Source organism: Streptomyces sp. NPDC111507, from assembly GCF_055638955.1.
Genome location: NZ_JBVKBU010000026.1, coordinates 26,811 through 49,454 on the forward strand (window position 1 = coordinate 26,811; position 22,644 = coordinate 49,454).

Sequence of the window (22,644 nt, forward strand, 5' to 3'; positions counted from 1 at the left end):
GTGTGTTGCCGGTGCCGCCTTGTGTGCCGCCTTGGGTGTTGCCGGTGCCGCCTTGTGTGCCGCCTTGGGTGTTGCCGGTGCCGCCTTGTGTGCCGCCTTGGGTGTTGCCGGTGCCGCCTTGTGTGCCGCCCTGCGTGTTCCTGGTGCCGCCTTGTGTGCCGCCCTGGGTGTTGCCAGTGCCGCCCTGCGTAGCGCCCTGGGTGTTCCCAGCGCCGCCCTGAGTGTTCCCGGTGCCGCCCTGCGTGCCGCCCTGGGTGTTCCCGATCTGAGTGTTATTGCTGTTGCCGTTCACCTCATTAAAAACATTTCCGTAGGACCCGCCGTTGTTGAAAACAACGGTAACTCCTGTGGGAGTTTCAGGATCGTAGCGGAGTTCCGCGGAAGCCTGTCCCGCTGTTGCGCCTCCCAGTGCCACGGCAGCGACAAAAGGCAGCGTTGCGTAGATGCCAAACCTTTTCACGGCACCCCTTTCTTGCTGTAGCCAGAGATAGGAATCTTTGTGGACTAAACTGTCGCAACACATCACTCCATAACTACAGCGACACGGCAATGTCACCCATACAGAGTGTTAAGCAGACTGCACCGTGATTGTGGGATTTATTTGCGTGCGGGACCCCTCATGGACCACCGGGTCCAGGCCGATGCTCCTGCGGTGGACCCGGCCGGACTCATCGGGCTCGGCGAGGTATTCGAGCCTCTCGCGTACAGCCGCCACCACACGGCCGGGAGATCCGAGCAGCGTGTCGAGCATGTTCTGCTCGCCCGGTCGACTTTTCGCCACCCGTTCCAACGTCGTGATCGCGACGGCCGCACCGTTCTGGGGCGGGGCAGGCGGCGTTCGCGAGGTGTCTTCTGTGCTGCTCAACGCAGCGACAGCGCCTCCTGCAGTTTGTTGTCGCGATCAACGACGTGCCGACAAGCAAAAAGGGAGCGAGGACTCGAATCACTCTTCCCGTGGCCGGAGCATCGGTTGGCTCTCTGAATTACATGCAGCGCGTCAACGCGGTCATGGGGCATTCCTCCATGACCGCCCCGCGCATGCTGCATTACCGCTGCACTCCCGTCGCCAGGCCGTTGACCAGAAAATTCAGAAGTATTATTCGACTGGCGCCCACGACAGGTTCGGCGGAGAGGTTCCTCGCCCCCGGCAGCGAACGTCCACGTGTTCGACATCCTGAGCGAGGCCAGGATGCCGGGCGGCGCGTGGAGCATTGCGGTCCTCAACCCTCGGTATCGCCGTGGCCCTCTGGACAGGGCTTCGGCGTAGTCGCGTGACGTCCGTTTCATGATCATGTGAGTCCGAGGAGGGCGAGCGGTCGGCTGGCGTCGCGGGCGCTGTGCCGGAGGCCGGCGGCGATGCTGCTCTTCCCGGCGAGGCGAAGGGTGCCGATGGCGAGGTTGCGCCAGGTCGCCATGCGGTCCACGTGCCGTGCCAGGCCGGTGGTGCCAGGAGTTTTCACGCCCGCCCGGAGGTACGTCATCCGCCCGCGGCGTCCTCGGCCTCCCAGCGCAGCAGGTCGCCCGGCTGGCACTTGAGCACGTCGCAGAGCGCGGCGAGCGTCGCGAAGCGCACCGCCTTGGCGCGGCCGTTCTTGAGTACCGCCAGGTTGGCGGGTGTGATCCCTACGCGGTCCGCGAGATCGCCCACGGACATCTTCCGCCTGGCCAGCATCACGTCGATGTCGACGATGATCGGCATCAGATCACCTCGTCCAACTCGGCCTGCATCTGCGCCGCTTCGACGTCGCGCGCGACGGCCTGGGCGAGCAGCATCCGCAGCACGAGCACGATGAGCGCGACCCCCAGGATGGCCACGCCGACCCCGCCCATGATGAGCGTGACGCCCGGGTCGTCCCGCTGGCCCGGCGCGTTGACGGCCGTGACCGCGAACCACAACAGGGCAGCCGCCACGATCGCGCCGATCACACCGTCCACGTAGCGGAAGGCGGCGTGGGAGAACACGGTTCCGCGGCGCACCATTGTCACCAGCCGCCATACGCTGACCTGGGCGACCTGGGCCGACGCCATGCCCAGGATTGTGATCACGCGCAGCGCGGTCAGTGGGAGCGACCCGTCCTCCGGGTCGCTCCCACTGACCAACACCCACACCATCCCCGCCTGCACGAACACGGTGCCGGCGAGCACCACCACGAGCACGGCGCGCAGCGCACGCACGGCTAGCTTTCCCATACCCCATCCTTCCATCGAATTGCGATGGGAATCTATCGAAATTCGATAGGTGAAGCAAGGGGTGGGGCGGAGGATGGGCGGCGGTTGCGCACCGCGGCGGGACGTCGCCCCTCCCATGGCGTGGCGTTCGCGCGAACCGTCTTGATCTCGTCGAAGTCGGCCTCACTTGAGTGCAAATCGGACGCGCCCGACTGTGCCGAAGCCCTGCTCCCGCACCTGCCCCGTCTGCGGGTATGTGTCCGGCGAGAACCGCACCACGCAAGAGAAGTCCGAGTGCACCCGGTGCGGACACACCGCCAACGCCGACCACATCGGCGCACTCAACGTCGCTATCAGGGCCGGGCTGGTCCTTCCTGCCGGTGGCCTGGCCACCGGCAGGAGAAGCCCCCCCCGGATTTATCCGAAGAGAGGAGGCACCGGATCGGAGCGAGGTACTGCTCAGTCACCGGCTCTCGATGTCGTGCCGCGAGAGGCTATCGAGGCTCCAGCCCCTGATGGCTAGTGCTGTGACCGCATAGGTTCACCGGTTTGGCACGAAGATCGGACGTTATCCCGTTGCTGTTGCTTCCGTCAGTACGGCAGGGTCTGCGTCATGCTTGAACTGCGCACTTTGGAATCAGACGACTGGCCGATCTGGCGGGAACTGCGGCAGTCAGCCCTGGCGGAGGCGCCCTACGCGTTCGGGTCGACGCTTGCCCAGTGGCAGGGAGCTGGTGATCGCGAAGACCGCTGGCGTGCCCGTCTGGAGATTCCCGGCGCACACAATGTCGTTGCGGTAGTTGACGGTCGTCCTGCGGGGATGGCCAGCGGCGTTCCAGGTGAGCAGGCAGAGGACAGCGTTGAGCTGATCTCGATGTGGGTCAGTCCCGCGGCCCGGGGCAGAGGGGTCGGCGACTGCCTGATCCGGGAGGTTGCACGGTGGGCTGCAGAGCGAGGTGCCAAGTCTCTGCGTTTGTCTGTGATGCCGGACAACAAGAGGGCTGCCGCTCTCTACGAGCGCCACGGGTTCACGGACACCGGTGTGCCGGGTGACCTCCTGCCTGATGGCACGGGTAGGGAACAGGTCATGGCCAAGGACCTGATGAACAGCTAGGTAGATCACCGGGGCGCTTGGTCATGCAACCACGGCGAGCGGGCGTCCGCCCCAACGGGTGCCCTTCTCGCTGCGGATGCGAGCGCGCTCGCGGCGCTCGGCGGCCAGGACGTCGCGGTGGCGGGCGTTGGCGTTGCGCCAGCGCAGGTAGGCGTGCAGGGCCCGGGTCTGCACGGTGTGGTTGGGGTGGTGGGAGTTGGCGATGGTGAACTGCCGCAGCGGTCCGAAGTGCGCCTCGATGGGGTTCGCCCACGAGGCGTAGGTCGGGGTGAAGCACAGCTCGACCTTGTTCTTCTTCGCCCAGCAGCGGATGTCGGCGCCCTTGTGGGCGGAGAGGTTGTCCAGGATCACGTAGATCGGGGCGCCGTCCGGGCGGGCCGCACGGATCGACTTCAGCGCAGCCAACGTGTTGGCAGCACCCTTTCTGCGGCGGTTGACGCCCCACAGAGTGTCCTCGCCGACTGGGTAGCAGCCATGGAAGTAGCGCACTCCATGGGTGCGGTGATAGGTGGCGGGCAGCCGGTCGGGACGTCCCTGTTCGGCCCAGCCCGAGCCCGCGGTGGGACGGATGCCGGGCGGGCCGAACTCGTCGAAGGCGAAGACCCGGTCCGGGAAGCGGTCCAGGACCTTGTCGATCCGGTCCAGTTTGGCGTCACGCTCGGGGTCCGGGGATTCCTTCCACGTCTTGGTGCGCTGGAAGGTGATGCCGCGGCGGGCGAGCAGGCAGCGTAATGCCTCGCGGCCGATGCGGATGACCCGGCCGTGGACTTTGCGCAGGTAGGCGACCAGCTTGCGCAGTGACCAGCGGGTGAAGGGCTGGCCGAGCTTGGCCGGTCGGGTGGTGGCCGTCGCCACGACGAACTCCTCGTCGTCAGGCTTGAGTAGGCGGGGACGGCCTCCCGCCCACTGAGGGTCCAGACAGGCCAGGCCGATCTCGTTGAACCGGTGGATCACGTCCCGGACAGTGTCCTCGTCGGCCTGCACCAGCTGTGCGATCACCGGCACCCGGTTCCCGCCAGCCGAGGCCAGCAGCAGCATCGCGCGCCGGTATCGCACCGAACTCGTGCCGCCCCGGCGCACGATCTGCTGCAGCCGCTGTCCTTCCTGGTCGGTCAGTCTGCGCACACGGACAGGCTCGGCCACCGCGCCTCCAGCGGTCGGATCGGACGTCATCGCACATCCAACCGTCACGACCACCAACACGGCGAACCCATGCGGTCACAGCACTAGTAGGACTCCGTTAGGTCTGTCCGGCGGTCCTGTTTGGGGGCATGGTGGGGGTGTGGACGCACATGAAGTGAAGCGTGCTCGGGCGAAGTTGGCGTTATTCGTGGCTGACGTGTTCGCGTCGGTGCCTCGCAAGGATCAGCGGGCGAAGGGTGACTGCTATCTGCGGGGGCTGATGCTGGACGGGCGGCGCAAGTCCGTCCAGGCCATGGCGGAGCGGCTGCCGGACGGCAACGAGCAGAACCTGCAGCAGTTCGTGAACCAGTCGACCTGGGATCCGGTGCCTGTGCGGCGGCGGATCGCGGAGCGGATGGTGCCGCAGATCGGCCCGGATGCCTGGGCGGTCGATGACGTGTCGTTCCCCAAGGACGGGAACATGTCGGTGGCGGTCGCGCCCCAGTACTGCGGGGCTTTGGGCAAGCAGGCCAACTGCCAGGTCGCGGTGAGCGTGCACGCGGTCTCCGACACAGCGTCCTGTCCGCTGCAGTGGCGGTTGTTCGTGCCCGAGGAGTGGGCGCACGATGCCGGACGGCGGAAGAAGACCGGGATACCGCAGGAGGTCGGGCACCGGGAGAAGTGGCGCCTGGCCCTGGACACCTTCGACGAGCTGGCCGCGTGGGGTCTGGTGCCGCCGGTGGTGGTGGCCGACGCCGGTTACGGGCAGAACGCTGACTTCCGCGACGGCCTGAGCGAGCGGGGCATCGGCTATGTCGTGGCGGTCCGTTCGGACGTGACCTTCCACCCGCACGACGCGCAGCCCACCGCCCCGGCCTGGTCCGGAAACGGCCGCAAGCCGCAGCCCCGCTACCGGCACAAGCCGTCCTCGGTGGCCGCGCTGGCGGCCGGCCACGGACGACAGGTGTTCACCGAGGTGAGGTGGCGTGAAGGCTCCCGCGGGCCGATGCGCTCGCGCTTTCTGGCGCTGCGGGTGCGGCCGGCCGGCATCCGGGCCCGCCGCCTGGCCCGGGCCGCCGCCATCGCCGAACACGGCCACTGGGACGGTGTCCTGCCCGAGGTGACGCTGCTGGTCGAATGGCCCCAGGACGCCCCAAAGCCCACCGACTACTGGCTCACCAGCCTGCCCGCCGACACCCCGGTGGCTGAACTGGTCCGCCTGGCCGAGATCCGCTGGCGGATCGAGCACGACTACCGGGAACTCAAGCACGGCCTCGGCCTGGACCACTTCGAGGGACGTTCCTGGGCTGGCTGGCATCACCACGTCACCCTGGTCACCGCCGCCCACGCGTTCCTCACCGAACAGCGACTGGCCCCAAAAGCCGATACAGCGGACTCACCCTCTACCAGATCCTCGACGCCATCCAAGACCTGCTGAACTGCTGGACCGGCACCTGCACCACCTGCCACCGGCCCTTGCCCAGAACATCCACCACCAGCCCAAACCCAAGAGCCAGAGCAACCTAACGGAGTCCTACTAGGACGGATCTAGGACGGATCTAGGACGGTAGTCCTTAGCCTCGATCCTGATGTTCACCGACAGGCCAGCAGCTGAGGTCCCGCTTCGGGACAGCAGCTTCGACAACAGGGGGTTTGCCGTGACCGTATCCACGTCGGGTTCCATATCCACCACTCCGGTTCGTGGCCGTATGAGGCTCCGCGCCCTTGGATCTGCCACTGCGGCGCTCGCCATGGCGCTCGGGCTCGCGGTCGCGAACACCGGAACCGCAACCGCGGAGGCTCAGGCCTCCAACTGGACGTACGGACACGTCTACCGCTTCATCAGCATGAGCCCGGACTACTATCACTCCAGTACCTGCCTGGACGACTCCGGCTCCAGTCCCTCCGGCTACCTGCGCAACTTCACCTGCAATGGGCAGAACTACCAGCAGTGGAAGGTTACCGCCCTCAGCAACGGCTGGGCCCAGCTGAAAAATATGAACACAGGTCGCTGCCTGGACTACTCACACGCGTACCAACTGCGTACCTACGTATGCAACGGTCCCAGCTTCACTGGCGGCTGGCAGGGATGGGCGATGATCAACCGCAGCGCCTTCAACGGCTCCCAGGTCCTCAAGAGCGCCACAAACGAGGACCCCAGCAGCATGTGCGTGGACATCTCCTCCGGCGGCGGCACCCGCGGTTTCGCCTGCAACGGCTCCTCTCAGGACGCCGGATACCAGAGCTTCTGGGCCGAGGACGATTCCATCTGACAATTCTCTGTCCAACTCATCACGCTACCGGAGCGGGCCACCTTGAGAGTGCGGCCTGCTCCGGGGCAGCCCGCGCGGCCTGAACACCGCAAGCCAAAGCTGCAGGGCCGCCCTGCTGGGCAGCCTGACGGGCCAGTGGGCAGAGCTGGACATGTCTGCGGCCGGCCACCCCACAGTTCGGGGTGGCCGGCCGCAGCCGTGCGGTCAGGCCTGGGGAAGAACTCCGCCGACGGCGACGAGTTCATACCGCTGAGCGTTCCGGAGATCCGCCGGCTGGTGGGGCACTTCGTCGCCGCACCCCACCACCATGCCAACGAACACCACCTGCACTGGTCACGCTTCCGCCGACGAAGCCAAGCCCGCGCCCGCAAATCCCACTATGAGCGCCGAGGACACAACTCCCAGATGCGATCGACGCCTACCTGCAAGAGCCTGCGGACCAGGACTTCGCCGTCCATCACATGGCTGTAGCCGTCGAACGTCTGGCCAAAGCGTGCCTAAGGGTTGTCCCGCAAACGATCTTCTACGGGTTGAGGGTTGCAGCGGGCTGATCGGTGGGACCTTCCCTTATCCCGTCAGGACTAGGTTGTGTAGGCGTGCGACGCCGCGCATGGCGTGGTGGACTCCGTCGCCTTTGAGGCGGCAATCGCGGAGGATCTTCCAGCCCTTCATCCGGGCGAAGGCACCACCACATCACCCTCGTGACCGCCGCCCACGCTTTCCTCACAGAACAACGCCTGGCCCCAAAAGCACCCGAACCGGTCTCACTCTCTACCAAGTCCTCGACGCACTACAGGACGTCCTGAGGTGTTGGACCGGCACCTGCACCACCTGCCATCAGCCCCTGCCCAGGCGAACACACAGCACACCAAGATCGACACAGACCTAACGGAGTCCTACTAGACGGACGACACGAACGAGTCATAGGTGGCCGCGATCGGGCAACCAAACTGAGTTGCGGGCTCATCTGGCCTGACGAACCGGGTCAGTTGCTCGACGTCGCCGACGGCGATGCGGCCGTCCGGCAGGAGTAGTGAGCCGGCCGCGCACAAGAACGGGGGCGCCTCGGCGGGTCAGGGGGTGTGGGGACCGGGGCGGTGGACCGGGCCGTGGATGTCTTCCTCTTGCGGCGGTTCCCGGCCGTCCCTGGCGCTGCCGTCCGGGCGGGTGGTGATGTGCAGGAGAGGGCCGGTGCCGGTGCGGTCTTCGCCGAGGTGGTCGACCTGCAGGGTGGCATGGCTGATGCCGTATGCCTCGCGCAGATGCAGCTGAAGGGCTCGGCGCACGGCGTGGCAGTCACCGCCCGGGGTGACCAGGACGTGCGCGGAGAGAGCGGCCTGACCGGAGGTTATCTCCCAGATGTGCAGGTCGTGGATCTCGACGACTTGTTCAGTGGCGGCCATGCGACGGCCGAGGATGTCAGGGTCGAGGCCGGCCGGGGCGGCCTCCAGGAAGATGCGCCCGGACTGGCGGACCAGGCTGATCCCGGCCTTGAGCATCAGCACCACGACGAACAGCGAGGCGATCGCGTCCGCGCGGAAGAATCCGGTCAGCAGCACGACGGCGCCGGCAATGGCGGTGGCGATGAACCCGTACAGGTCGGTCAGGATGTGCTGGTAGGCACCTTCGATGTTCAGCGAGGAGCGGTTGGCCTTGGCGATCGCCCAGCCCGCTGCGATATTGACCACGATTCCGATGAGCGCTGTGATCACGACCAGGCCGCCGGTGACCTCAGGCGGGGCGATCAGCCGGCGCACCGCTTCATACGCAAGCCAGGCTGACAGCACCAGCAGGGTGACGCCGTTGGCCTGCGCCGATAGGATCTCCGCTCGCTTGAGGCCGTAGGTGTAGCCGCCGCGCGCGGGGCGGCTGGCCAGCCGCATCGCCACCAGGGCCAACACGATGGAAGCCGCATCGGTGAGCATGTGCGCGGCGTCTGAGATCAGCGCCAGCGAGTGCGCCAGGACACCCACGACCACCTCGCCGCACATGTAGGCCACGATCAGGGTCAGCGCAAGGCTCAGCCATCGTCGGTCCGCCTCCGCGGTCACGCCATGGCTGTGTCCGTCGTGGTTTTCGCCGTCTCTGGCGTGGCCGTGCCGGTGTTCGTGGTCCTTCATGCGTGGTCCCCGTGGCTGTTGTGCCGACGGCCTGGCGGCGGGCGGCCCCCAGGCCAGTGGACCACGCCCCTGCCGGAAATTCCAAAGGTCGCAACGGTGCCGGTGGCCCCGGCCCCGATGCGGCTGACCTGCAGGTTTTCTGGCGGGGGAGTGCGCCGGCCAGCCCGGATCATCTGCCGTCGGCGGCCGCGGGTATCAGTCAGCCGTAACCCGACAAGGTGTCCTTGGCCGGGTGCGGCGCGCCGGTGCCGGACAGTCCTCAGGCCATCATGGTGGGCGCGGATCGCATTCCAGCTCGGCGGGGTGCAGTCCACGGCGGTCCGGGCTCTGGCGAGTGGTGTCAACGTCTTCCAGGCAGGCGGAGGAAGCACTGGAGGGCGGCGACGGAGCCGTCGAGGGTCTGGCCGAACAGTCGGGTCGAGCACGCTCCATCGCGGCATCCGCGGTTTCGGTGCCCGCCCGGGGCGCAGTCCGTACGCGAAGCTGCTGCGGCCCAGGTCACGAAGACTGTCGTAAGGCTCGGTCGCAGCAAATCTGGCATGTACCGCGACAGCACGTACCGCGACACGTTGTCCCTGGCTGAGTCGGGGGCGCCTACGTACGTACATCCGTTATGCGCCTCGCTGGCCATGGTGTCCGCTGCTGGCGGCGACATGGTTGCCGGAGCGGTGGGCTGCCCTTGCAGGGAAGAGTTGTTGAGGACGCAGGTCGACGTGTGGACGTACGTGTACAGCGGCCTCCCGCGTTGCTTCGGCTTGGTCACTCCTTCGGCTCCGTGGAGCGTGTCAGGGACCGTCCGGGCTCAGGTCGGAAGCCACATTGGCGTCATGAACCGAGTACCCGAAGAAGGCATGGTCCTGGTCCCCGGCAACTCCCTGATCACGAGTTCTCCGGAAGAGGGACGTGCACTGGCTCTGACGCTGGCCCGTCACACCGTTCACAACATCCAGCCCGATCTGGACGTGCTGAAGGGTGGCCGGTCGAACTACTCCACCACCCCGGAAAGCCTCGTGTACGCCGCGCAGGTGGTGGCCATCGAGTTCCAGACGATCGCGGCTGCCAACAACTACTGGCGGTCCTGAGGTGCGGCACGTCAGTCCGGAAGCCGGCGACATCTGGCGTCCAGGGCGATGAACTCGACGGCTTCCGGTCGGCGGTCTGTCTTATGCCCGCCTTGTTCGCGACCGCCGCCGTCTGGGGCCGGTCGGGCACCGTGCGGCGTGTGGTTGGCCGCTCGCGCTGGGCCGCCCGCACTGTCTTAGGCCTTCCCTTGCCCTGGCCGGCGCGGACGCGTACCGGGGTGCGGGGCTGCGGGCTGTCATGGGGAACCTGGCTGTACCTGCTGCCGCTTCGGTCCCGTTCGCAGGCCGGCGTTGACCAGTATCCGCACGCCGATGACGGCCGCGGCGGTGGCGAGGGAAGCCCACGAGGGCTGGCCCGCGAGGCGGATGAGGCCGGCGGCCACGAGGAAGTCCGTCAGCACCGCCACGCCGGGCTGCACCCGGCGGAGTCGCAGGCCCACACAGACCGCGCTGACCAGACCGAACGCCGTGATCAGAACGGCGGCCTGTGTCATCAGCCCGGTCACGGGGCGGTTCCGGGAGCCGCCGGACCGGCCTGGGGGGAGAGCCGCTCGATCTCCCGGCGTTCCTGTTCGATCTCCCGGCCGAGGACGTAGTTCAGTCCGGTCCGGATCGTGGCGATCGCGGCCAGCTGGCCGATCTCCGTGAAGGAGGGGGCGATGGCTGTGCGCAGGATGTCTCCGGCGAGCTGGAACTCAAGACCGAGGGCCAGGAAGCGGCCGAGGGTCAGCCGGATCCGGTTGAAGCCGAACTCGGCGCCCTCGGGCTCTCGCCGGTTACGCAGCCTGACCGCGCCGTAGCCGATGAACTGGACGAATGCCCAGGCTGCACCTACGAAGATGATCAGGGCACCGGCGAATTCGACAAGCCGCACCGCCAGGTCGACGACGTCACGCAGCGTTGATTCCGGCAGCAGATCCGCGTACATGGAGGCATTGTCGGTTCGCATGGGCACCGCTTCGTGTCTGCCACCCCAGGGAGAGGGAACGTGTCGGTGGGGTGGGTCAGCGCCAGTAGTCGTTGGCGGCGGCGATGGTGGCGAACTCGGTGGCGACCACCTGGCCTATGGCGATGAGCGAGTCGGAGCTCTCCGCGTATTCGGGACGCAGCCGCGTGCGGACCTCACCGTCGGGCTGAGTCGCCTTGATGACGAGACGGGCCATCTTGAGGGCCAGCTCGCGGCCCTCCTGGGGCGTGGCGGTCTTCAGGGAGTTGTTGGGGATGAGTTCCATGGCGATGCTCCTGCGGGCGGGAGGGCGGTTGTGGCCGTCGAGGGGTGCCGCTGCGCGCCGTCTCGCCCTTCGGGTGAGCGGCCGCGCGGCAGGGGGTGGGCGCGGATCAGCGCCCGGGGACAGGGAGGTCGCCCTCGACGTACTGGGCGCGGCCGTCGGCGAAGGACCAGTCCTGGGGGCCGTTCTCGAAGTAGCTGATGAACAGGTCCTTGCCGTCGACGCCGGCTTCGGCGAGCTGGGCGGCGAGCGTCTTGTAGAGGTGCTGCTTGTCCTCGGTGGAGCGGCCGCGCTGGGTGAAGATGTGGACGATGACGGTGCCGCCGGGGGTGCGCTGGAAGCCGAGTCCGGCGTCCTCGGCGATGATCTCGTCCGGGTCGTGCTGGGTGACGATCTGGAACCGGTCGCGCTCGGGGATCTTCAGGACGTCGATGAGGGACCGCTGGACGGCGTCGGCGATCGCCCGGACGTTCTCGGGACTGCGGCCGCGGATCAGGTCGATACGTACGAGGGGCATGGCGCGTGTCCTTCGGGACGGGGGGCCAGGGCTCCTTGACCGTAAGGAGATCGCGGTCCCCAGCGGAAATGCCGCTCCGGCCGAGGCTATGCCTCACCTGCATGGGTGCAGGTCGCAGCCACTTTGAGGGCCGCGTCGAGGAAGCGGCGCAGCAGCGCGGACCCGGTGCCGGTGTCCTGCCGGTAGGCGAGGCGCACCGGGCTGGGCGGCGCGCCGGTCACCGGCAGGAACCGCAGCGCCGGATGGTGGATGCGGCGTTCGGCGACCTCGGGCACGATGCCGATGCCGCGCCCGGCGGCCACCGATTCGAGCCACTCGTCGAAGTTCGCGGTCTCCACGTACCGCCGCGGTCCGCCTCCGTTCGGCCAGCACCAGGGTCCGGTCGTGCCACTGACGGTGTTGACGACCAGGGTCCACTCGGGGGCGTCCTGCCAACGCAGAGCCACGGCCGCCGGGGGACAGGAGGCCGGCCGCCCGTCCGCCGGGGCTTCTTCGCGGGCGTGGACGGCGACGCGCCGCTCGTCGTACAGGTGCACCGTCCGCACGGTTGCGCCGACCGGCCTGCCGCCGCGCACCAGGGCGACGTCGACGGCCTGGCGGTCGAGAGCGTCGAGCGGGTCATCGCAACGCACCAGCTCGACCCGCGCGGCGGTGCCACGCTCGAAGCCGGCGATAGCGCGCTGCGCCCAGGGGTCGGGCAGCAGCCAGCTGAAGCCCAGCCGCACGACGGACGCATGGTGCGCGGCGGCCACGGCCGCGTCGAACGCGGCGAGGGTGCGCTCGGCGTGGACGAGGAATTCGGCGCCCGTATCGGTGAGTGCGACGCCCCGGGAGGAGCGGTCGAGCAGGCGCACCCCGAGGCACGCCTCCAGCTGGGCGACGGTACGGCTGAGGGCAGGCTGCGTGATCAGCAGTTCCTCGGCGGCCCGGGTGAAGGAGCGGTGCCGAGCCACCGCGGCGAACGCCCGCAGATGTCGTAGCTCGATACCGGACGCGCCCGCGTGACCCGAGAAAGTCACCGCTGCCTCGCACTATGCCGGGAACACATGAATGCAGCGTAACCGGCATTTCCCGCCGTCGTGTACGCGGCCTAGCGTCGATCGGGAAACCCTGCGCACGGCCGTCTGATCGTCTTCCGCCCTACTGCTGGAGGTCCCGCCATGCCCCGCGACGTGACGACTCTCTCCACCGACCTGCCCGTCTGGGCCGCACCCATGGCCGGCGGCGCCAGCACCCCGGCGCTCGTCGCCGCCACCGCCCGCGCCGGTGGACTCGGCCTTCTCGCCGGCGGCTACCGGACGCGCGCCGGTCTCGCCGAGCAGATCGCCACAGTCAGGTCCCACACCACTCTCTTCGGTGTCAACCTTTTCGTCCCCAACCCCGTCCCCTGCACGCCGGACGCGCACCGCACGTACGCCCGCGCCCTCCAGCCGGAGGCTGACGGCTACCAGCTCACCCTGCCCGCCGACACTGTGACCGAGGACGACGACGCCTGGACGGACAAGCTCGACCTGCTCCTGCAGAGCCCCGTCCCGCTCGTCTCCTTCACCTTCGGCCTGCCCCGCCCCGACAGCATCCGGGCGCTCCAGGAAGCGGGCAGCCTGGTCGCCCAGACCGTCACGACCCCGGCCGAGGCCCTCGCCGCCGCCGAGACCGGCGCGGATCTGCTGATCGTCCAGGCCCCGGCGGCCGGCGGTCACTCCGCCACCTTCACCCCTGCCCGCCCTCTCACGCCGATTCCGTTGCCTGACCTGGTCAGCGACGTACGGCACACCGTTCCGCTGCCCGTGATCGCCGCCGGAGGCATCGCCACTCCCGCCGACACCGCTGCCGCGCTGCGCGCCGGAGCCCGCGCCGTGATGGTCGGCACCGTCCTGCTCCGCACCCACGAAAGCGGCGCCTCCGCACCCCACAAGGCCGCCCTGGCCGACCCGGCGTTCACGGACACCATGCTGACCCGGGCCTTCACGCGCCGCCCCGCCCGCGCCCTGCGCAACCGCTTCACCGACACCTACGAATCCCTCGCCCCGCTCGGCTACCCGGCCCTCCACCACCTCACCACCCCGCTGCGCAGAGCTGCCACCACCGCGGGCGATACGGGCCTGATCCACCTGTGGGCCGGCACCGGCTACCGCCAGGCCCGCGTCGAACCCGCCGCCCAGACGCTCACCCGCCTCGCCGCGGAACGATGACCCCGGGCCAGCAGCAAGACCGCCACCCCCGGGCGTGCCCAGGCCTTTGGCCTCTATCTCCGCCTACTGCATCGGCTCCAGCGTCGGTAGCACGGTGGGTGCCGCTGCCTTCCACGTGGCCGGCTGGTCCGCAACGGTAGGGGTCGGCCTGCCGGCGATGCCGGGCGTCGTGACGATCACGCTGTTCTGTTCCAGGGCGGCCCGGGCCCCTGCTGCACGGCGGGAGATGGCCGCCGTCCGCTGAGGACCCGCCGGTGACCCCTTCGTGTCTGCCTGCATTACGGCAACGAGCCACGCATGGCCCGCCGGCAGGGGCTCATATACCTTGGTAAGAGTCATCGAAAACTTGCCGGCGATCGTAAAGCAGTAAAAGCGCAGACGAAAGGTCGGGATTGCCGTGGCAACGCCAAGCCCTCCTCGCATCCGAGTGGTAATTTCCGATGACCACCCCTTGTTTCGCGAGGGCATCTCACGCGCGCTGCAACTAAGTGGGTTCATTGATGTCGTGGCCGAGGCGGAGAACGGCCGAGATGCACTGGAGATCATTCGCCGAGAAATTCCACAAGTCGCCGTGCTCGATTTGCGCATGCCTGAACTTGACGGGATCGCAGTCCTTCACGCCCTGGTCCGGGACCGAGTCGACACGCGAGTTCTCATGCTCTCCGCTTTCACCGACAGCTCCTCTGTCTACCGTGCATTGGAAGAAGGAGCTGCAGGGTTCCTGACCAAAGACAGCAAACGCTCGGAAGTCGTCGAAGCGGTGCGAGCGATCGCACAGGGTAAAACTGTCGTGCCACCCGAAGTGACAGGAGGGCTGGCCGACGAAATCCGCATGAGGCGATCCCAGAATTCGCCCACCCTCAGCGAGCGGGAACAACAGGTCCTGAACGGCATGGCCCGGGGACTCAGCATTCCGCAGATCGCCAAAGAGCTGATCCTCGGTACGAGCACGGTCAAGACGCACGCTCAGCACCTCTACGAGAAACTACAGGTGTCGGATCGCGCCGCAGCGGTTGCGGAAGCCATGCGTCGAGGCCTGCTGGAATGATCGCCAATTCACCCCGTGAAGTGCGATGCAAGAAACCATCGCTCATTTCACTGGTACAACGGCTTCGGCCGTCGTACCTCCGGATTCATTTTTTCGGAGGGTGAAAACACCCCCCAATCCCTCGATCCGCGCACGATGCGAAGCGATCCCGATATGGCCTGACGAGAGACTCCTGGCCAAGCATTCGCGAGATATCCCTACACCGTCATCAGAAATCGAGAGTTTAACACTCGCTGAATCATTCTGCTGCAGGGTTACAACGACATTATTTGCTTGCGCATGCTTCACCGCATTCTCGAGGATTTCGCGAGCCAGCCAGTAGAGCGGCTGATCCGCAGAACCTGCAGACGTTATGCTGGACCGAACCTCTCCGTGAAATCTCCCGCGCTCGGAAGCCTGTTGAGTCAGATGCTGCAGAGCGGGCACCAGGCCTCCTGAAACGAGGACTTCAGGATGCAGGGTCCGTACCGACGAGCGGAGCTGCTTGCTTGCTGCGGAAAGAGCCTGATCGGCACGGTGCAGCGCATCGGTCGCCCCGGGGCTGCATGCCGCTTCGTCGATGGAGTGCCGGGCCGCCAGAACGTTCTGCAATGCACCATCGTGCAGCACTTCCGCAATTTTGCGCTGTTCCCTCTCCTCCGTCGCCATGATCCGGTCCAGCAGCCATAGGCGATGTTCCGCCAACTCTCTTATCGCCCTCACCCTGTGCTGTTGGACGTCCGACAGAAGTACACAGCCTGCGCACACCACAAGAATGAACAGGGTGTGCATGAGTATGAAGTTCCAGTACGGCTGCTGTAGATGGCCGACGGCAGTACCGACGGCGTAGCTCGCCGCTGCGAGCACTCCAGATGCCGCAGTAAGAACCGGCCGCATCTGGAATGAGGCGAGGACGGGTATGAAGAGGAAGATGTCAGCAGATACCGGCGAGCTCCAGTTCGGGTCAGAAAAATCGCCGGAAATCGCTATCAATGCGGTGAGCAAAGCCAGGTCGACCAGTGGATACACCCAACTTGGATATGGCTTGCGCGACCTCCAGGACGCCCAGAGCATTCCAAAGGTCCATAGAGCATAGATGACAGCCAGTGTCACCGAAATCTGCATCTGCTCAGACGGCGGAAACACTGCCAAGTCTGCCGTGAGTGCAATAACGATGGCGATTCGAAGTATTGCCTGCCATCTGAAAGCCCTTTGCAGGTGCAGGGCAGGCACTTCGGCCATGTCCCCTCGATCCGGTAGGCCACCTTCTCGAGCGGTCGGGAATGAGTCCGGAAGTGTCATGTCATCCTCTTACCGGGTGTCGCCACGCCTGCCTCTGTATGCAGAGAGCTGTGCCGTCCTTACTGGCTATGTCCTGGAGCCGGCTGCGCACAACGGCATCGCAACCGGATCGACTCCGGCACGCCCGCACGGAAAGTACGCCCGCGCAGATACACCACGGCCGGCTGGCTCCCACCTTTCTCTAAGAAGCCGATGTCTCCGTCAACTTCGCCATGTGGTGACTATTTTATGACACAGACGGTGCATGGAGCGGTTTGCGTCTGACTCCGGAGAGGAATGCGCCTTGGCCAGTCGATACCCTCCCGCCCACTGATCGGCCGATGACAGCTAAGGGATCGCAGGAAATCGACAGGTTGCTTCACACGCTGCGCACGCGCGTTCCTGAAGACCTCCGTGATCAACTCACTGTGAAGTCCGGGGTGTTGTTTCCACAGCTGGACGAGCGGCAGTGCCGACTGCTTGTTGGGGGGAGCGAGACGACACGAGACGACGAGACGATGTCCGCAAAGGCATGGACGAACTGGATTCGAGGTGCCCGTGCTGTGCGCGACCCGGAACACGCGCTCAAGCACAGCACGGACCGTCCGCGGCCGGCGGGATGCCCCTGGCCGTGACCGCCGATCAGGGGCCGACTCGGAAAGCGCATGGTCTTCCCAGCGGCACTCGCGGCCGACGCGGCCGCCGTTTGACGGGCTGAGTGCCTGAGGATGAAGACCCGCCCGCCGGCTGGCACCCATCCTCGGCGCTCTCGCCGGCGTCGGAACCGGTCATCTGGGTACTGCCCGGGGGCTGGAGTCGCCGAAGGCGCCCTGCAGGGCGCGGGCGCCGAGCATCATGGCCTCGCCCTGTGCGGCGCCGCCGAGGGCGGAGGCGCCCGCGAAGCCGATCAGACCGCCGAAGGCGAGGGGGTAGGCGCTGATGACCCACTGACGGTTGCCGTCCGATATCCCCAGATCCTGCTGGGCGGAGGGCAGCGCGATGTTCACGATGGTCGCGTCGAGGACGACCATCAGCTGGGCGAGCGCGATGAAGACGAGCGCCTTCCAGCGACCTGCGGCGGGGTCACTGAGGCCGCCGAGCCTTTACAGCCGTTTCGGACATGGGCGTACCCGCTTCGGACTTCGCAGCGGAAAGGACGGCGGAGGAAAGCGGAACCAATCAGTCCGGACCCGGGATCCTTCAAGGTCGCGGACATGCCCGGCAGGACGGATCAGGCCCGGCCCGCAGGCCGTAGGAGCAGCTGCAGGTGACGGGGGACAGCCGAGGCCGGCTGGGCTGGGCCACAGCAGCCATCAGGCCAGCCGGCACTTCCCTGCGCTAAATTCCAGGACCGGAAGACAATTCCCTGTTTCGATTGGCGCGTTCAAGTACGGCCACCTCATGCTCTGCCGAGGCCCGAAGAAGGTGTTCTCCGATGAACCTTCCGCCGCGGGCGTAGACCTCGAACCGGTCGGCTATCTGCTGAATCGTATAACCGGCTCGGATCTGATCGGGAGCATACTGACACGCCATGGTTCGTGATCCTTCTCTGCCTTGTGGGCTTCAGGAGCCGTCGATGGAACTGCTCACCATGTGAAGGCATCCCAGTGCCCAGTTGGATCCGTCAACCGGGGGACCGCATGGTGGGGGCTGTCGTAGCCTCGTCGGGGTGCTTGCCGCCGGGTACACGCTGCTCAGGCGCCACACCGGAGCGGGCCGGGAACCGGTTGACCGGACCGTCCGCATGTCCTGGCGGATGCCCCCGCTGGACACGCTCTCCCGGCCCGTATCGGGTCGGGCCCGACGATGGCGGTGTTGAAGGCGTGGTGGCCGCCGTGAGCAGCCATGTGGTGGGACGCGGCAGGGGAGGGGATGCGGATCCAGGCCCGCAGCGGGTCCAGGACGAGCGCCGCGCGGATGCCCTGCGTTGACACCGATCGGACGCTGAGGAGCCTGTGGCGCGCCGTACGCCTTCCCGCATGCCTGCTCTCGGTCTGCGATGCGGGGCAACCGGACAGTGCCGATGCAGGCGGCGCAACCCCGCAGGGGCGCACCCGTCGCGGTGGCAGGCCAGGCCGGTGTCACCTGCGGCCCTGGCATCTGCCACGGTGCACGGTGACCATTCCCCTGTGCCGGCGACCACACGTTTCGTGTCGGCGCCGAGGACGGCCCGCATTTTCACCGAGAGCCGGTAGTTGTGTGAGGAGGCACCGGCCTTGTGGCTGTGGAAGGGGCTGACGGGCTTCAGTGATGTTGCTTGCCGTCCATCTCGTCCCACCACTCGTCGGACTTCGGGTCGCCGGACGGGGCGTCCCACCAGCGGTCGTCGGGGCCGCGCCGGTTCGCGATGATGGCGGCCACCGGCGGGATCACCATGGCGACCACGCACATGCCGACCGCCGCGGGAACCGACCAGATACGCACGACGCCCCAGGCCAGGACGAAGAGCGCGATACATGTCCCCATCATGGCGAAGTAGGTGTGACGACGTCGTGCGTACATGACTCCAGGGTGAGTCGTGCGTACACGACTCCGGGTGGGCCGAACGGCGGATCCACCACCCCTCATCGTGACCCCCCGATCCGGCCGGCAGTTTCCGGGGGGCGCCCGCTCGATTCGGGCTTCCACTACTGGCGCAGGACCGCGGGCGAGCGGGGGATCCGCCAGGCGGCCGACGCGAAGCCCGCTGCCCGGCGGATACGCGAGGTTCACTGCCGAACTGTGGCCGTGCAGGAATCCGGAGGAGTTCCGCAAGGACGCCGTCGCGCTGTGCCGCGCGTCCGGCGGCACGCGCACGTACGCGGCGGTGGCCGCGGACCCCGGGATCACCGGGGAGACGCTGCGCACGTGGGTCCGCACGGACACACCGTTCGGCCGGCGCCCGAGCCGTCACACGGCAGCGTGCAGAGTCCGGCCGAGGAGCCGGCCCGGCCGCGGGCCGGGAGCCAGCGGCTGCTGAAGGCAGACAGGGAGCGGCAGCCGGAGCGAGAGATCCTGCACCGGGCAGCCGCCCATGCCGTCCGGGAGGCGAAGTGAGCCCCCGCCGCCGGGACTTCCTCTCCGACCACCGTGGCGACTTCGACGTGAAGCGGATATGCCAGGTGCTGGGCGTCTCCCGCTCCGGCTGCTGCCGGCACCAGGTCACCACGCAGGCCCGTGCCGCGCGTCAGTCCGAGCAGGCCGCCGCGGTGGCCGGGATCCGCGAGATCCAGGCCGGACACCATGGTGCCTACGGCGGCCCGCGCATCCATGCCGAACTCCGCTCGCGAGGCCGGAAGATCAACCGCAAGCGTGTCACGCGCCTGATGCGCATCCACCAGAGCGCCGGCCGTCACCTGCGCCGCACCAAGCGCGCCGAGCGCCGCACCACGATCGCGGACAAGACGGCCCCCTCCGCACCGGACCTGGTCATACGCGACTACACCGCGAAGACGTTGAACACCAGCTGATGCAGCGGCATCACGTATATCGCCGTCGGCTCGAGGTGGCCGTATCCGGCCACCGGCATCGACTTACGGCAGTGCCCTGGCCGAGTCGTTCTTCCAGGGCCTGACACGGGAACTGCTCCACAAACGACGCCTCACCTCGAAGACGCAGACACGGCTGGAGCTGTTCCGCCGGCCGGCCTGCTACAACCGCCGTCGCCACTCCGCCCTCGGCCACCTCACTCCAGCCGAGTTCGGGCAGCAGCTGATCTCATCACCCACTCTGTTGCGCGTCGCATGAAACCCGGTGTCCACTACCGAGGTTGAGCCTCAAGAAGAGGCTCCCCCAACGGGCAGGCCACCCCAAAGTCCGCCTGCGGCCTGCCGCTCGATCCGGCCGGTGAAGGCCGGACTCGCAGGATCAGACGCTGGAAGACCGCACTCACCACCTTTCAGGGCACCTTCGGCGGCCGCTTCTCCGCAGTCCGCCGGCGGCCACGGCAGCCCCGCCCCACCGGTCGTAGACCCCGGCAAGAGGCGCGCACATGAGCAGCGTCCACCGGCTGGTCCTCCGCTCGGGGGACACCGTCCGGCCCAGGTCGTGCGGCAGTTTTGACAGGACAAGCGAGACGCCTGGGGGCGTGCTCGCACGGGTGGCGGGCTGGTGCGGGGCCGACAGTCGCCCATGAGCACCGCTTCCTCCCGCACCACGCAACGGATGCGGACAGGGGCACACCCTGTTCGCCGAACAGCACGTCGGCTGTGGCACTCGACACCTCTCAACGCCGCGCCGTGGGAAAGGTGCCATATGACCGAGCTCGGCCTGCCCGAAGGCAACGTGGCCTGCCTTTTCGGCCCCGCCAGGGTGGTCACCAAGACGGCTGTGATGCACGCGGCCGCATGGAAGAAGTCCTCTTCCCTCTGCACCTTCCCCCGCACCCGCCAGACCGCCCGCGCACCCCCCATTTCGTCCTGCAACACCGGCTGCACGAACCACACACCGAGGGGTGCGTCACCTGACGGCAGCGAGATGGCACCGTCATCCCGCATGCCGCGACCAGTGGAGCGGATTCCATTGCGGACGCACGTACAACATGCCAGAACAGGCAAAACCCCCTATTGAGATCACAGCGGGAACGGGTCTGCCGACCCTGCTCGTACGAGCCGCTGACACCACACTGCCGAAGTAAGGGATCCCCCATGTCCACAGCCATCCGGCGCGCGACCTTCGCCGTCCTCTCCATAGCGACCGCATTGGCTGCTACCGCCTGCTCGTCCTCGTCCGCGTCCTCGCCGCCGGCGTCCGCCTCGGCCTCGCCGCTGGCTGCTGACTCCGCCTCGCCGCCCGCGTCCAAGAACGCCTTCTCCTCCGCGAAGCTCGCAGTCAAGGCCCAGCCGGTCGGCACAGTCAAACTCGGCCTGCCGGACGGAAAGGTCTCCGCCGCGTTCGACATCACCGGTCTCGCACCCGGCATCAAACATGCTGTCGACATAGTGCCGGGCAGCTGCGCCCAACCGAAGTCCGACTCCGCGCTGGTGTCCTTCCCGACCGTCACCGGCGACGGCTTCGGCAACCTCAAGACCACCGTCCAAAGCACACAGTCAGGACTTCGGGAGCTGCCCGACAACGCGGTCCTGGTAGTACGGCTGAGCGACGGCGACTCCCAGCAGCAGAGGGAACCGATCGCGTGCGTGCCGCTGCCCAGCGGTAGGCCTGACAACTCAGCCGTGAAGGTGCAGCCTGTCGGCTCCACCAAGCGGGAGGGCGACGCCACCGTCGCCTACGACGCCGCCACCAAGACCTACACCCTGAAGGTGAAGGCCACCGGACTGGCAGCGAACTCCCGGCACGCGGCGCACCTGCACCAGGGCACGTGCGCCAAGCAAGGCCCGGTCCTGGTGATGCTCGGAGACCTTACCGCCGATGACCAAGGCGTCATCGACAAGACCGTAAAGGTCCCTGGTCAGTCCGCCCAGCTGACCGGCGCAACCTACCTCAACATCCACCTCGGCGACGGCTCTCAGATCCTGTCCAAGGACAAGAAGCCCACCCCGATGTTCCAGCCCCTCCTGTGCGGCCCCGTCACCGGATGACCGGAGGATGCCCCGGCCTTCAGGCCGGGGAGGAATCCGGCTTCCCGCGTAGCGGGGCAGGGGTAGTCGAATCGCTGCCGGGCGATTCGGCGTCTACTGCGGGAGTGCCGAGGACGCCCTCCAACAGGTAGATGAGATCGGCGTTGAGTGACCGCCGCTCGCGCTTGGCGTGGGCAGCCCAGCGGGCATGAAGTGCCGTGGGGATCCTGGCAGTTGTGCGTACCCCGTCGTCCATGGTCGCTACGTTGGGACCATGACGACACCACTGGAGGTCGGGAGGCCGGGCACGCCCGGTACACCTACCGGCTTCGGGTGTCATCCACCGCGCTCACGGCGCTGCTGGGCGAGTGGGACCGGTGCCGGTGGATCTGGAACGAATGCTGCGCCCGGTCCAAGAAGGCCCACCGGGACGAGGAGAAGTGCGGTCCGGCGCGGCTGGACAAGATGCTGACCGAGGCCCGCACCCACAATGCGTGGCTGCGTGAGACCGATGGTCGTTTGACACCGTTATGTCCAACTCCCACGCTGGTGGGTGCGTGGCTCATCCGCCCAAAGGGAGATCATCATGGCGACAAGTACCCGGAAGCGCATCCGGCACATCGTGGGAGCGTCCTGCACTGCAGTGCTGCTCGCCGGCACGGTGGGCATGGCGAACGCCGAGGCGGCGCCTCAGACAACGACATCCATGGCGGAATCGTCGAACGCGGCACCGCACGATTCCTGCACGGGTTACCACTACGACGGCAACCACAACCGCATCTGGGATCCGCCGGGCTGCACCCCGCCGTGACGTGTGGTTCCCGCAGGCACCACTGTGCCGACGGGCAACCGCTGGATGTGCCGGCCTTGCTTACCGGTCGCGCGATCTTCTCCACTCTGCACGGCTGCACGGCTGCACGGCTGTACGGCTGTACGGCTGTACGGCGGGAATTTCCCGGTCTGTCGGCGATTTCTCGGCGCCCTGTTCTCGGTGTCCTGCTGGTGGGCCGCCCGCGCGAA

The 22,644-nt window shown here is 67.3% G+C and carries 22 protein-coding genes and 5 pseudogenes; 12 read left to right on the forward strand and 15 right to left on the reverse strand.

Annotation, left to right across the window (positions count from 1 at the left end; translation table 11 throughout):
- From ACZ7M2_RS48730 to ACZ7M2_RS48745, 4 genes are all read right to left on the reverse strand, one after another.
- Positions 1-460: hypothetical protein (locus tag ACZ7M2_RS48730; RefSeq protein WP_471600768.1), on the reverse strand; the 460-nt coding region annotated here is incomplete at its 3' end.
- Between the two features lie 829 nt (positions 461-1,289).
- Entirely contained in the window at positions 1,290-1,481 is a 192-nt protein-coding gene (locus ACZ7M2_RS48735) for a hypothetical protein (RefSeq protein WP_471600769.1), read from the reverse strand.
- On the reverse strand, positions 1,478-1,699 hold the full coding sequence (locus ACZ7M2_RS48740) for a helix-turn-helix domain-containing protein (RefSeq protein WP_352053917.1): 222 nt from the start codon (positions 1,697-1,699) through the stop codon (positions 1,478-1,480). Before ACZ7M2_RS48740 ends, ACZ7M2_RS48735 begins: the two co-directional genes overlap by 4 nt.
- Positions 1,699-2,190 carry a DUF2975 domain-containing protein gene (locus tag ACZ7M2_RS48745; protein ID WP_471600770.1) on the reverse strand — a complete coding sequence of 164 codons (492 nt, stop codon included), beginning with the start codon at positions 2,188-2,190 and terminating at the stop codon, positions 1,699-1,701. The genes ACZ7M2_RS48740 and ACZ7M2_RS48745 overlap by 1 nt, the downstream gene beginning before the upstream one ends.
- A 193-nt stretch (positions 2,191-2,383) precedes the next feature.
- On the opposite strand from ACZ7M2_RS48745, the gene ACZ7M2_RS48750 reads away from it, so the two are divergent.
- Positions 2,384-2,692 (forward strand): zinc ribbon domain-containing protein, encoded by a 309-nt coding sequence (locus tag ACZ7M2_RS48750; RefSeq protein WP_471600771.1) that lies wholly within the window; start codon positions 2,384-2,386, stop codon positions 2,690-2,692.
- A 90-nt stretch (positions 2,693-2,782) separates the two neighbouring features.
- Positions 2,783-3,283: a GNAT family N-acetyltransferase gene (locus ACZ7M2_RS48755; protein ID WP_471600772.1), complete on the forward strand. Its 501-nt coding sequence runs from the start codon at positions 2,783-2,785 to the stop codon at positions 3,281-3,283.
- Positions 3,284-3,304: 21 nt separating this feature from the next.
- On the opposite strand, the gene ACZ7M2_RS48760 is transcribed toward ACZ7M2_RS48755, so the two are convergent.
- Positions 3,305-4,426, reverse strand: a complete 1,122-nt coding sequence (locus ACZ7M2_RS48760) for an IS630 family transposase (RefSeq protein WP_471600773.1) — start codon at positions 4,424-4,426, stop codon at positions 3,305-3,307.
- 139 nt (positions 4,427-4,565) lie between these two features.
- Between ACZ7M2_RS48760 and ACZ7M2_RS48765 the strand changes: the two genes are divergently transcribed.
- The gene (locus ACZ7M2_RS48765; protein WP_471600774.1) at positions 4,566-5,843 is read left to right on the forward strand and encodes an IS701 family transposase; all 1,278 of its coding nucleotides are present in this window, start codon (positions 4,566-4,568) and stop codon (positions 5,841-5,843) included.
- Between the two features lie 271 nt (positions 5,844-6,114).
- The gene (locus tag ACZ7M2_RS48770; RefSeq protein WP_471600775.1) at positions 6,115-6,678 is read left to right on the forward strand and encodes an RICIN domain-containing protein; all 564 of its coding nucleotides are present in this window, start codon (positions 6,115-6,117) and stop codon (positions 6,676-6,678) included.
- A 567-nt stretch (positions 6,679-7,245) separates the two neighbouring features.
- Here the strand turns inward: ACZ7M2_RS48770 and ACZ7M2_RS48775 are convergent.
- Both ACZ7M2_RS48775 and ACZ7M2_RS48780 read right to left on the reverse strand, forming a co-directional pair.
- Positions 7,246-7,359 (reverse strand): annotated as a pseudogene (locus ACZ7M2_RS48775) (IS5/IS1182 family transposase); the annotation flags it as partial.
- 392 nt (positions 7,360-7,751) lie between these two features.
- Positions 7,752-8,798, reverse strand: a complete 1,047-nt coding sequence (locus ACZ7M2_RS48780; protein WP_471600776.1) for a cation diffusion facilitator family transporter — start codon at positions 8,796-8,798, stop codon at positions 7,752-7,754.
- A gap of 827 nt (positions 8,799-9,625) precedes the next feature.
- Here ACZ7M2_RS48780 and ACZ7M2_RS48785 point away from each other — a divergent pair.
- Entirely contained in the window at positions 9,626-9,880 is a 255-nt protein-coding gene (locus ACZ7M2_RS48785; RefSeq protein ID WP_471600777.1) for a hexameric tyrosine-coordinated heme protein, read from the forward strand.
- A 236-nt stretch (positions 9,881-10,116) separates the two neighbouring features.
- Here ACZ7M2_RS48785 and ACZ7M2_RS48790 read toward each other — a convergent pair whose 3' ends face one another.
- The 5 genes from ACZ7M2_RS48790 to ACZ7M2_RS48810 form a co-directional block, all read right to left on the reverse strand.
- Complete coding sequence (locus ACZ7M2_RS48790; RefSeq protein WP_471600778.1) at positions 10,117-10,386, reverse strand: hypothetical protein; 270 nt, start codon at positions 10,384-10,386, stop codon at positions 10,117-10,119.
- Positions 10,383-10,829: a DUF1622 domain-containing protein gene (locus tag ACZ7M2_RS48795; RefSeq protein ID WP_471600779.1), complete on the reverse strand. Its 447-nt coding sequence runs from the start codon at positions 10,827-10,829 to the stop codon at positions 10,383-10,385. Before ACZ7M2_RS48795 ends, ACZ7M2_RS48790 begins: the two co-directional genes overlap by 4 nt.
- A 55-nt stretch (positions 10,830-10,884) precedes the next feature.
- Positions 10,885-11,112 (reverse strand): hexameric tyrosine-coordinated heme protein, encoded by a 228-nt coding sequence (locus ACZ7M2_RS48800; protein ID WP_471600780.1) that lies wholly within the window; start codon positions 11,110-11,112, stop codon positions 10,885-10,887.
- Positions 11,113-11,218: 106 nt separating this feature from the next.
- A complete protein-coding gene (locus tag ACZ7M2_RS48805; RefSeq protein ID WP_471600781.1) occupies positions 11,219-11,626 on the reverse strand; it encodes a tautomerase family protein in 408 nt (135 codons plus the stop codon).
- Between the two features lie 86 nt (positions 11,627-11,712).
- Entirely contained in the window at positions 11,713-12,645 is a 933-nt protein-coding gene (locus tag ACZ7M2_RS48810) for a LysR family transcriptional regulator (RefSeq protein ID WP_471600782.1), read from the reverse strand.
- A 141-nt stretch (positions 12,646-12,786) separates the two neighbouring features.
- Between ACZ7M2_RS48810 and ACZ7M2_RS48815 the strand changes: the two genes are divergently transcribed.
- The 3 genes and pseudogenes from ACZ7M2_RS48815 (at position 12,787) to ACZ7M2_RS48825 (ending at position 14,866) form a co-directional block, all read left to right on the forward strand.
- A complete protein-coding gene (locus ACZ7M2_RS48815; protein ID WP_471600783.1) occupies positions 12,787-13,818 on the forward strand; it encodes an NAD(P)H-dependent flavin oxidoreductase in 1,032 nt (343 codons plus the stop codon).
- Positions 13,819-13,824: 6 nt separating this feature from the next.
- Positions 13,825-14,062: pseudogene (locus ACZ7M2_RS48820) on the forward strand (MFS transporter); the annotation flags it as partial.
- A gap of 153 nt (positions 14,063-14,215) precedes the next feature.
- Positions 14,216-14,866, forward strand: a complete 651-nt coding sequence (locus ACZ7M2_RS48825; RefSeq protein WP_471600784.1) for a response regulator — start codon at positions 14,216-14,218, stop codon at positions 14,864-14,866.
- A 42-nt stretch (positions 14,867-14,908) separates the two neighbouring features.
- Here ACZ7M2_RS48825 and ACZ7M2_RS48830 read toward each other — a convergent pair whose 3' ends face one another.
- The 3 genes and pseudogenes from ACZ7M2_RS48830 to ACZ7M2_RS48840 form a co-directional block, all read right to left on the reverse strand.
- Positions 14,909-16,087 (reverse strand): sensor histidine kinase, encoded by a 1,179-nt coding sequence (locus tag ACZ7M2_RS48830; RefSeq protein WP_471600785.1) that lies wholly within the window; start codon positions 16,085-16,087, stop codon positions 14,909-14,911.
- Positions 16,088-16,944: 857 nt separating this feature from the next.
- A pseudogene (locus ACZ7M2_RS48835) lies at positions 16,945-17,217 on the reverse strand (MFS transporter); the annotation flags it as partial.
- A 1,153-nt stretch (positions 17,218-18,370) separates the two neighbouring features.
- A complete protein-coding gene (locus ACZ7M2_RS48840) occupies positions 18,371-18,628 on the reverse strand; it encodes a DUF3099 domain-containing protein (RefSeq protein ID WP_471600786.1) in 258 nt (85 codons plus the stop codon).
- Positions 18,629-18,845: 217 nt separating this feature from the next.
- On the opposite strand from ACZ7M2_RS48840, the pseudogene ACZ7M2_RS48845 reads away from it, so the two are divergent.
- The 4 genes and pseudogenes from ACZ7M2_RS48845 (at position 18,846) to ACZ7M2_RS48860 (ending at position 22,435) form a co-directional block, all read left to right on the forward strand.
- Positions 18,846-19,852: pseudogene (locus ACZ7M2_RS48845) on the forward strand (IS3 family transposase).
- Positions 19,853-20,751: 899 nt separating this feature from the next.
- Positions 20,752-21,645, forward strand: coding sequence for a CHRD domain-containing protein (locus ACZ7M2_RS48850; RefSeq protein WP_471600787.1), 894 nt, complete (start codon positions 20,752-20,754; stop codon positions 21,643-21,645).
- Between the two features lie 312 nt (positions 21,646-21,957).
- A pseudogene (locus ACZ7M2_RS48855) lies at positions 21,958-22,131 on the forward strand (RNA-guided endonuclease TnpB family protein); the annotation flags it as partial.
- A 79-nt stretch (positions 22,132-22,210) separates the two neighbouring features.
- Positions 22,211-22,435, forward strand: a complete 225-nt coding sequence (locus ACZ7M2_RS48860) for a hypothetical protein (RefSeq protein ID WP_471600814.1) — start codon at positions 22,211-22,213, stop codon at positions 22,433-22,435.
- Positions 22,436-22,644 lie beyond the last annotated feature (209 nt).

What these genes read in the sequence shown, in the direction of transcription:
- ACZ7M2_RS48770 (WP_471600775.1), top strand. Translation starts at nt 6,115, where the DNA reads ATGAGGCTCCGCGCCCTTGGATCTGCCACTGCGGCGCTCGCCATGGCG.
- ACZ7M2_RS48805 (WP_471600781.1), bottom strand. Translation starts at nt 11,626, where the DNA reads ATGCCCCTCGTACGTATCGACCTGATCCGCGGCCGCAGTCCCGAGAAC.
- ACZ7M2_RS48755 (WP_471600772.1), top strand. Translation starts at nt 2,783, where the DNA reads ATGCTTGAACTGCGCACTTTGGAATCAGACGACTGGCCGATCTGGCGG.
- ACZ7M2_RS48830 (WP_471600785.1), bottom strand. Translation starts at nt 16,087, where the DNA reads ATGGCCGAAGTGCCTGCCCTGCACCTGCAAAGGGCTTTCAGATGGCAG.
- ACZ7M2_RS48785 (WP_471600777.1), top strand. Translation starts at nt 9,626, where the DNA reads ATGAACCGAGTACCCGAAGAAGGCATGGTCCTGGTCCCCGGCAACTCC.
- ACZ7M2_RS48780 (WP_471600776.1), bottom strand. Translation starts at nt 8,798, where the DNA reads ATGAAGGACCACGAACACCGGCACGGCCACGCCAGAGACGGCGAAAAC.
- ACZ7M2_RS48840 (WP_471600786.1), bottom strand. Translation starts at nt 18,628, where the DNA reads ATGTACGCACGACGTCGTCACACCTACTTCGCCATGATGGGGACATGT.
- ACZ7M2_RS48740 (WP_352053917.1), bottom strand. Translation starts at nt 1,699, where the DNA reads ATGCCGATCATCGTCGACATCGACGTGATGCTGGCCAGGCGGAAGATG.
- ACZ7M2_RS48795 (WP_471600779.1), bottom strand. Translation starts at nt 10,829, where the DNA reads ATGCGAACCGACAATGCCTCCATGTACGCGGATCTGCTGCCGGAATCA.
- ACZ7M2_RS48800 (WP_471600780.1), bottom strand. Translation starts at nt 11,112, where the DNA reads ATGGAACTCATCCCCAACAACTCCCTGAAGACCGCCACGCCCCAGGAG.
- ACZ7M2_RS48815 (WP_471600783.1), top strand. Translation starts at nt 12,787, where the DNA reads ATGCCCCGCGACGTGACGACTCTCTCCACCGACCTGCCCGTCTGGGCC.
- ACZ7M2_RS48745 (WP_471600770.1), bottom strand. Translation starts at nt 2,190, where the DNA reads ATGGGAAAGCTAGCCGTGCGTGCGCTGCGCGCCGTGCTCGTGGTGGTG.
- ACZ7M2_RS48860 (WP_471600814.1), top strand. Translation starts at nt 22,211, where the DNA reads ATGGCGACAAGTACCCGGAAGCGCATCCGGCACATCGTGGGAGCGTCC.
- ACZ7M2_RS48735 (WP_471600769.1), bottom strand. Translation starts at nt 1,481, where the DNA reads ATGACGTACCTCCGGGCGGGCGTGAAAACTCCTGGCACCACCGGCCTG.
- ACZ7M2_RS48850 (WP_471600787.1), top strand. Translation starts at nt 20,752, where the DNA reads ATGTCCACAGCCATCCGGCGCGCGACCTTCGCCGTCCTCTCCATAGCG.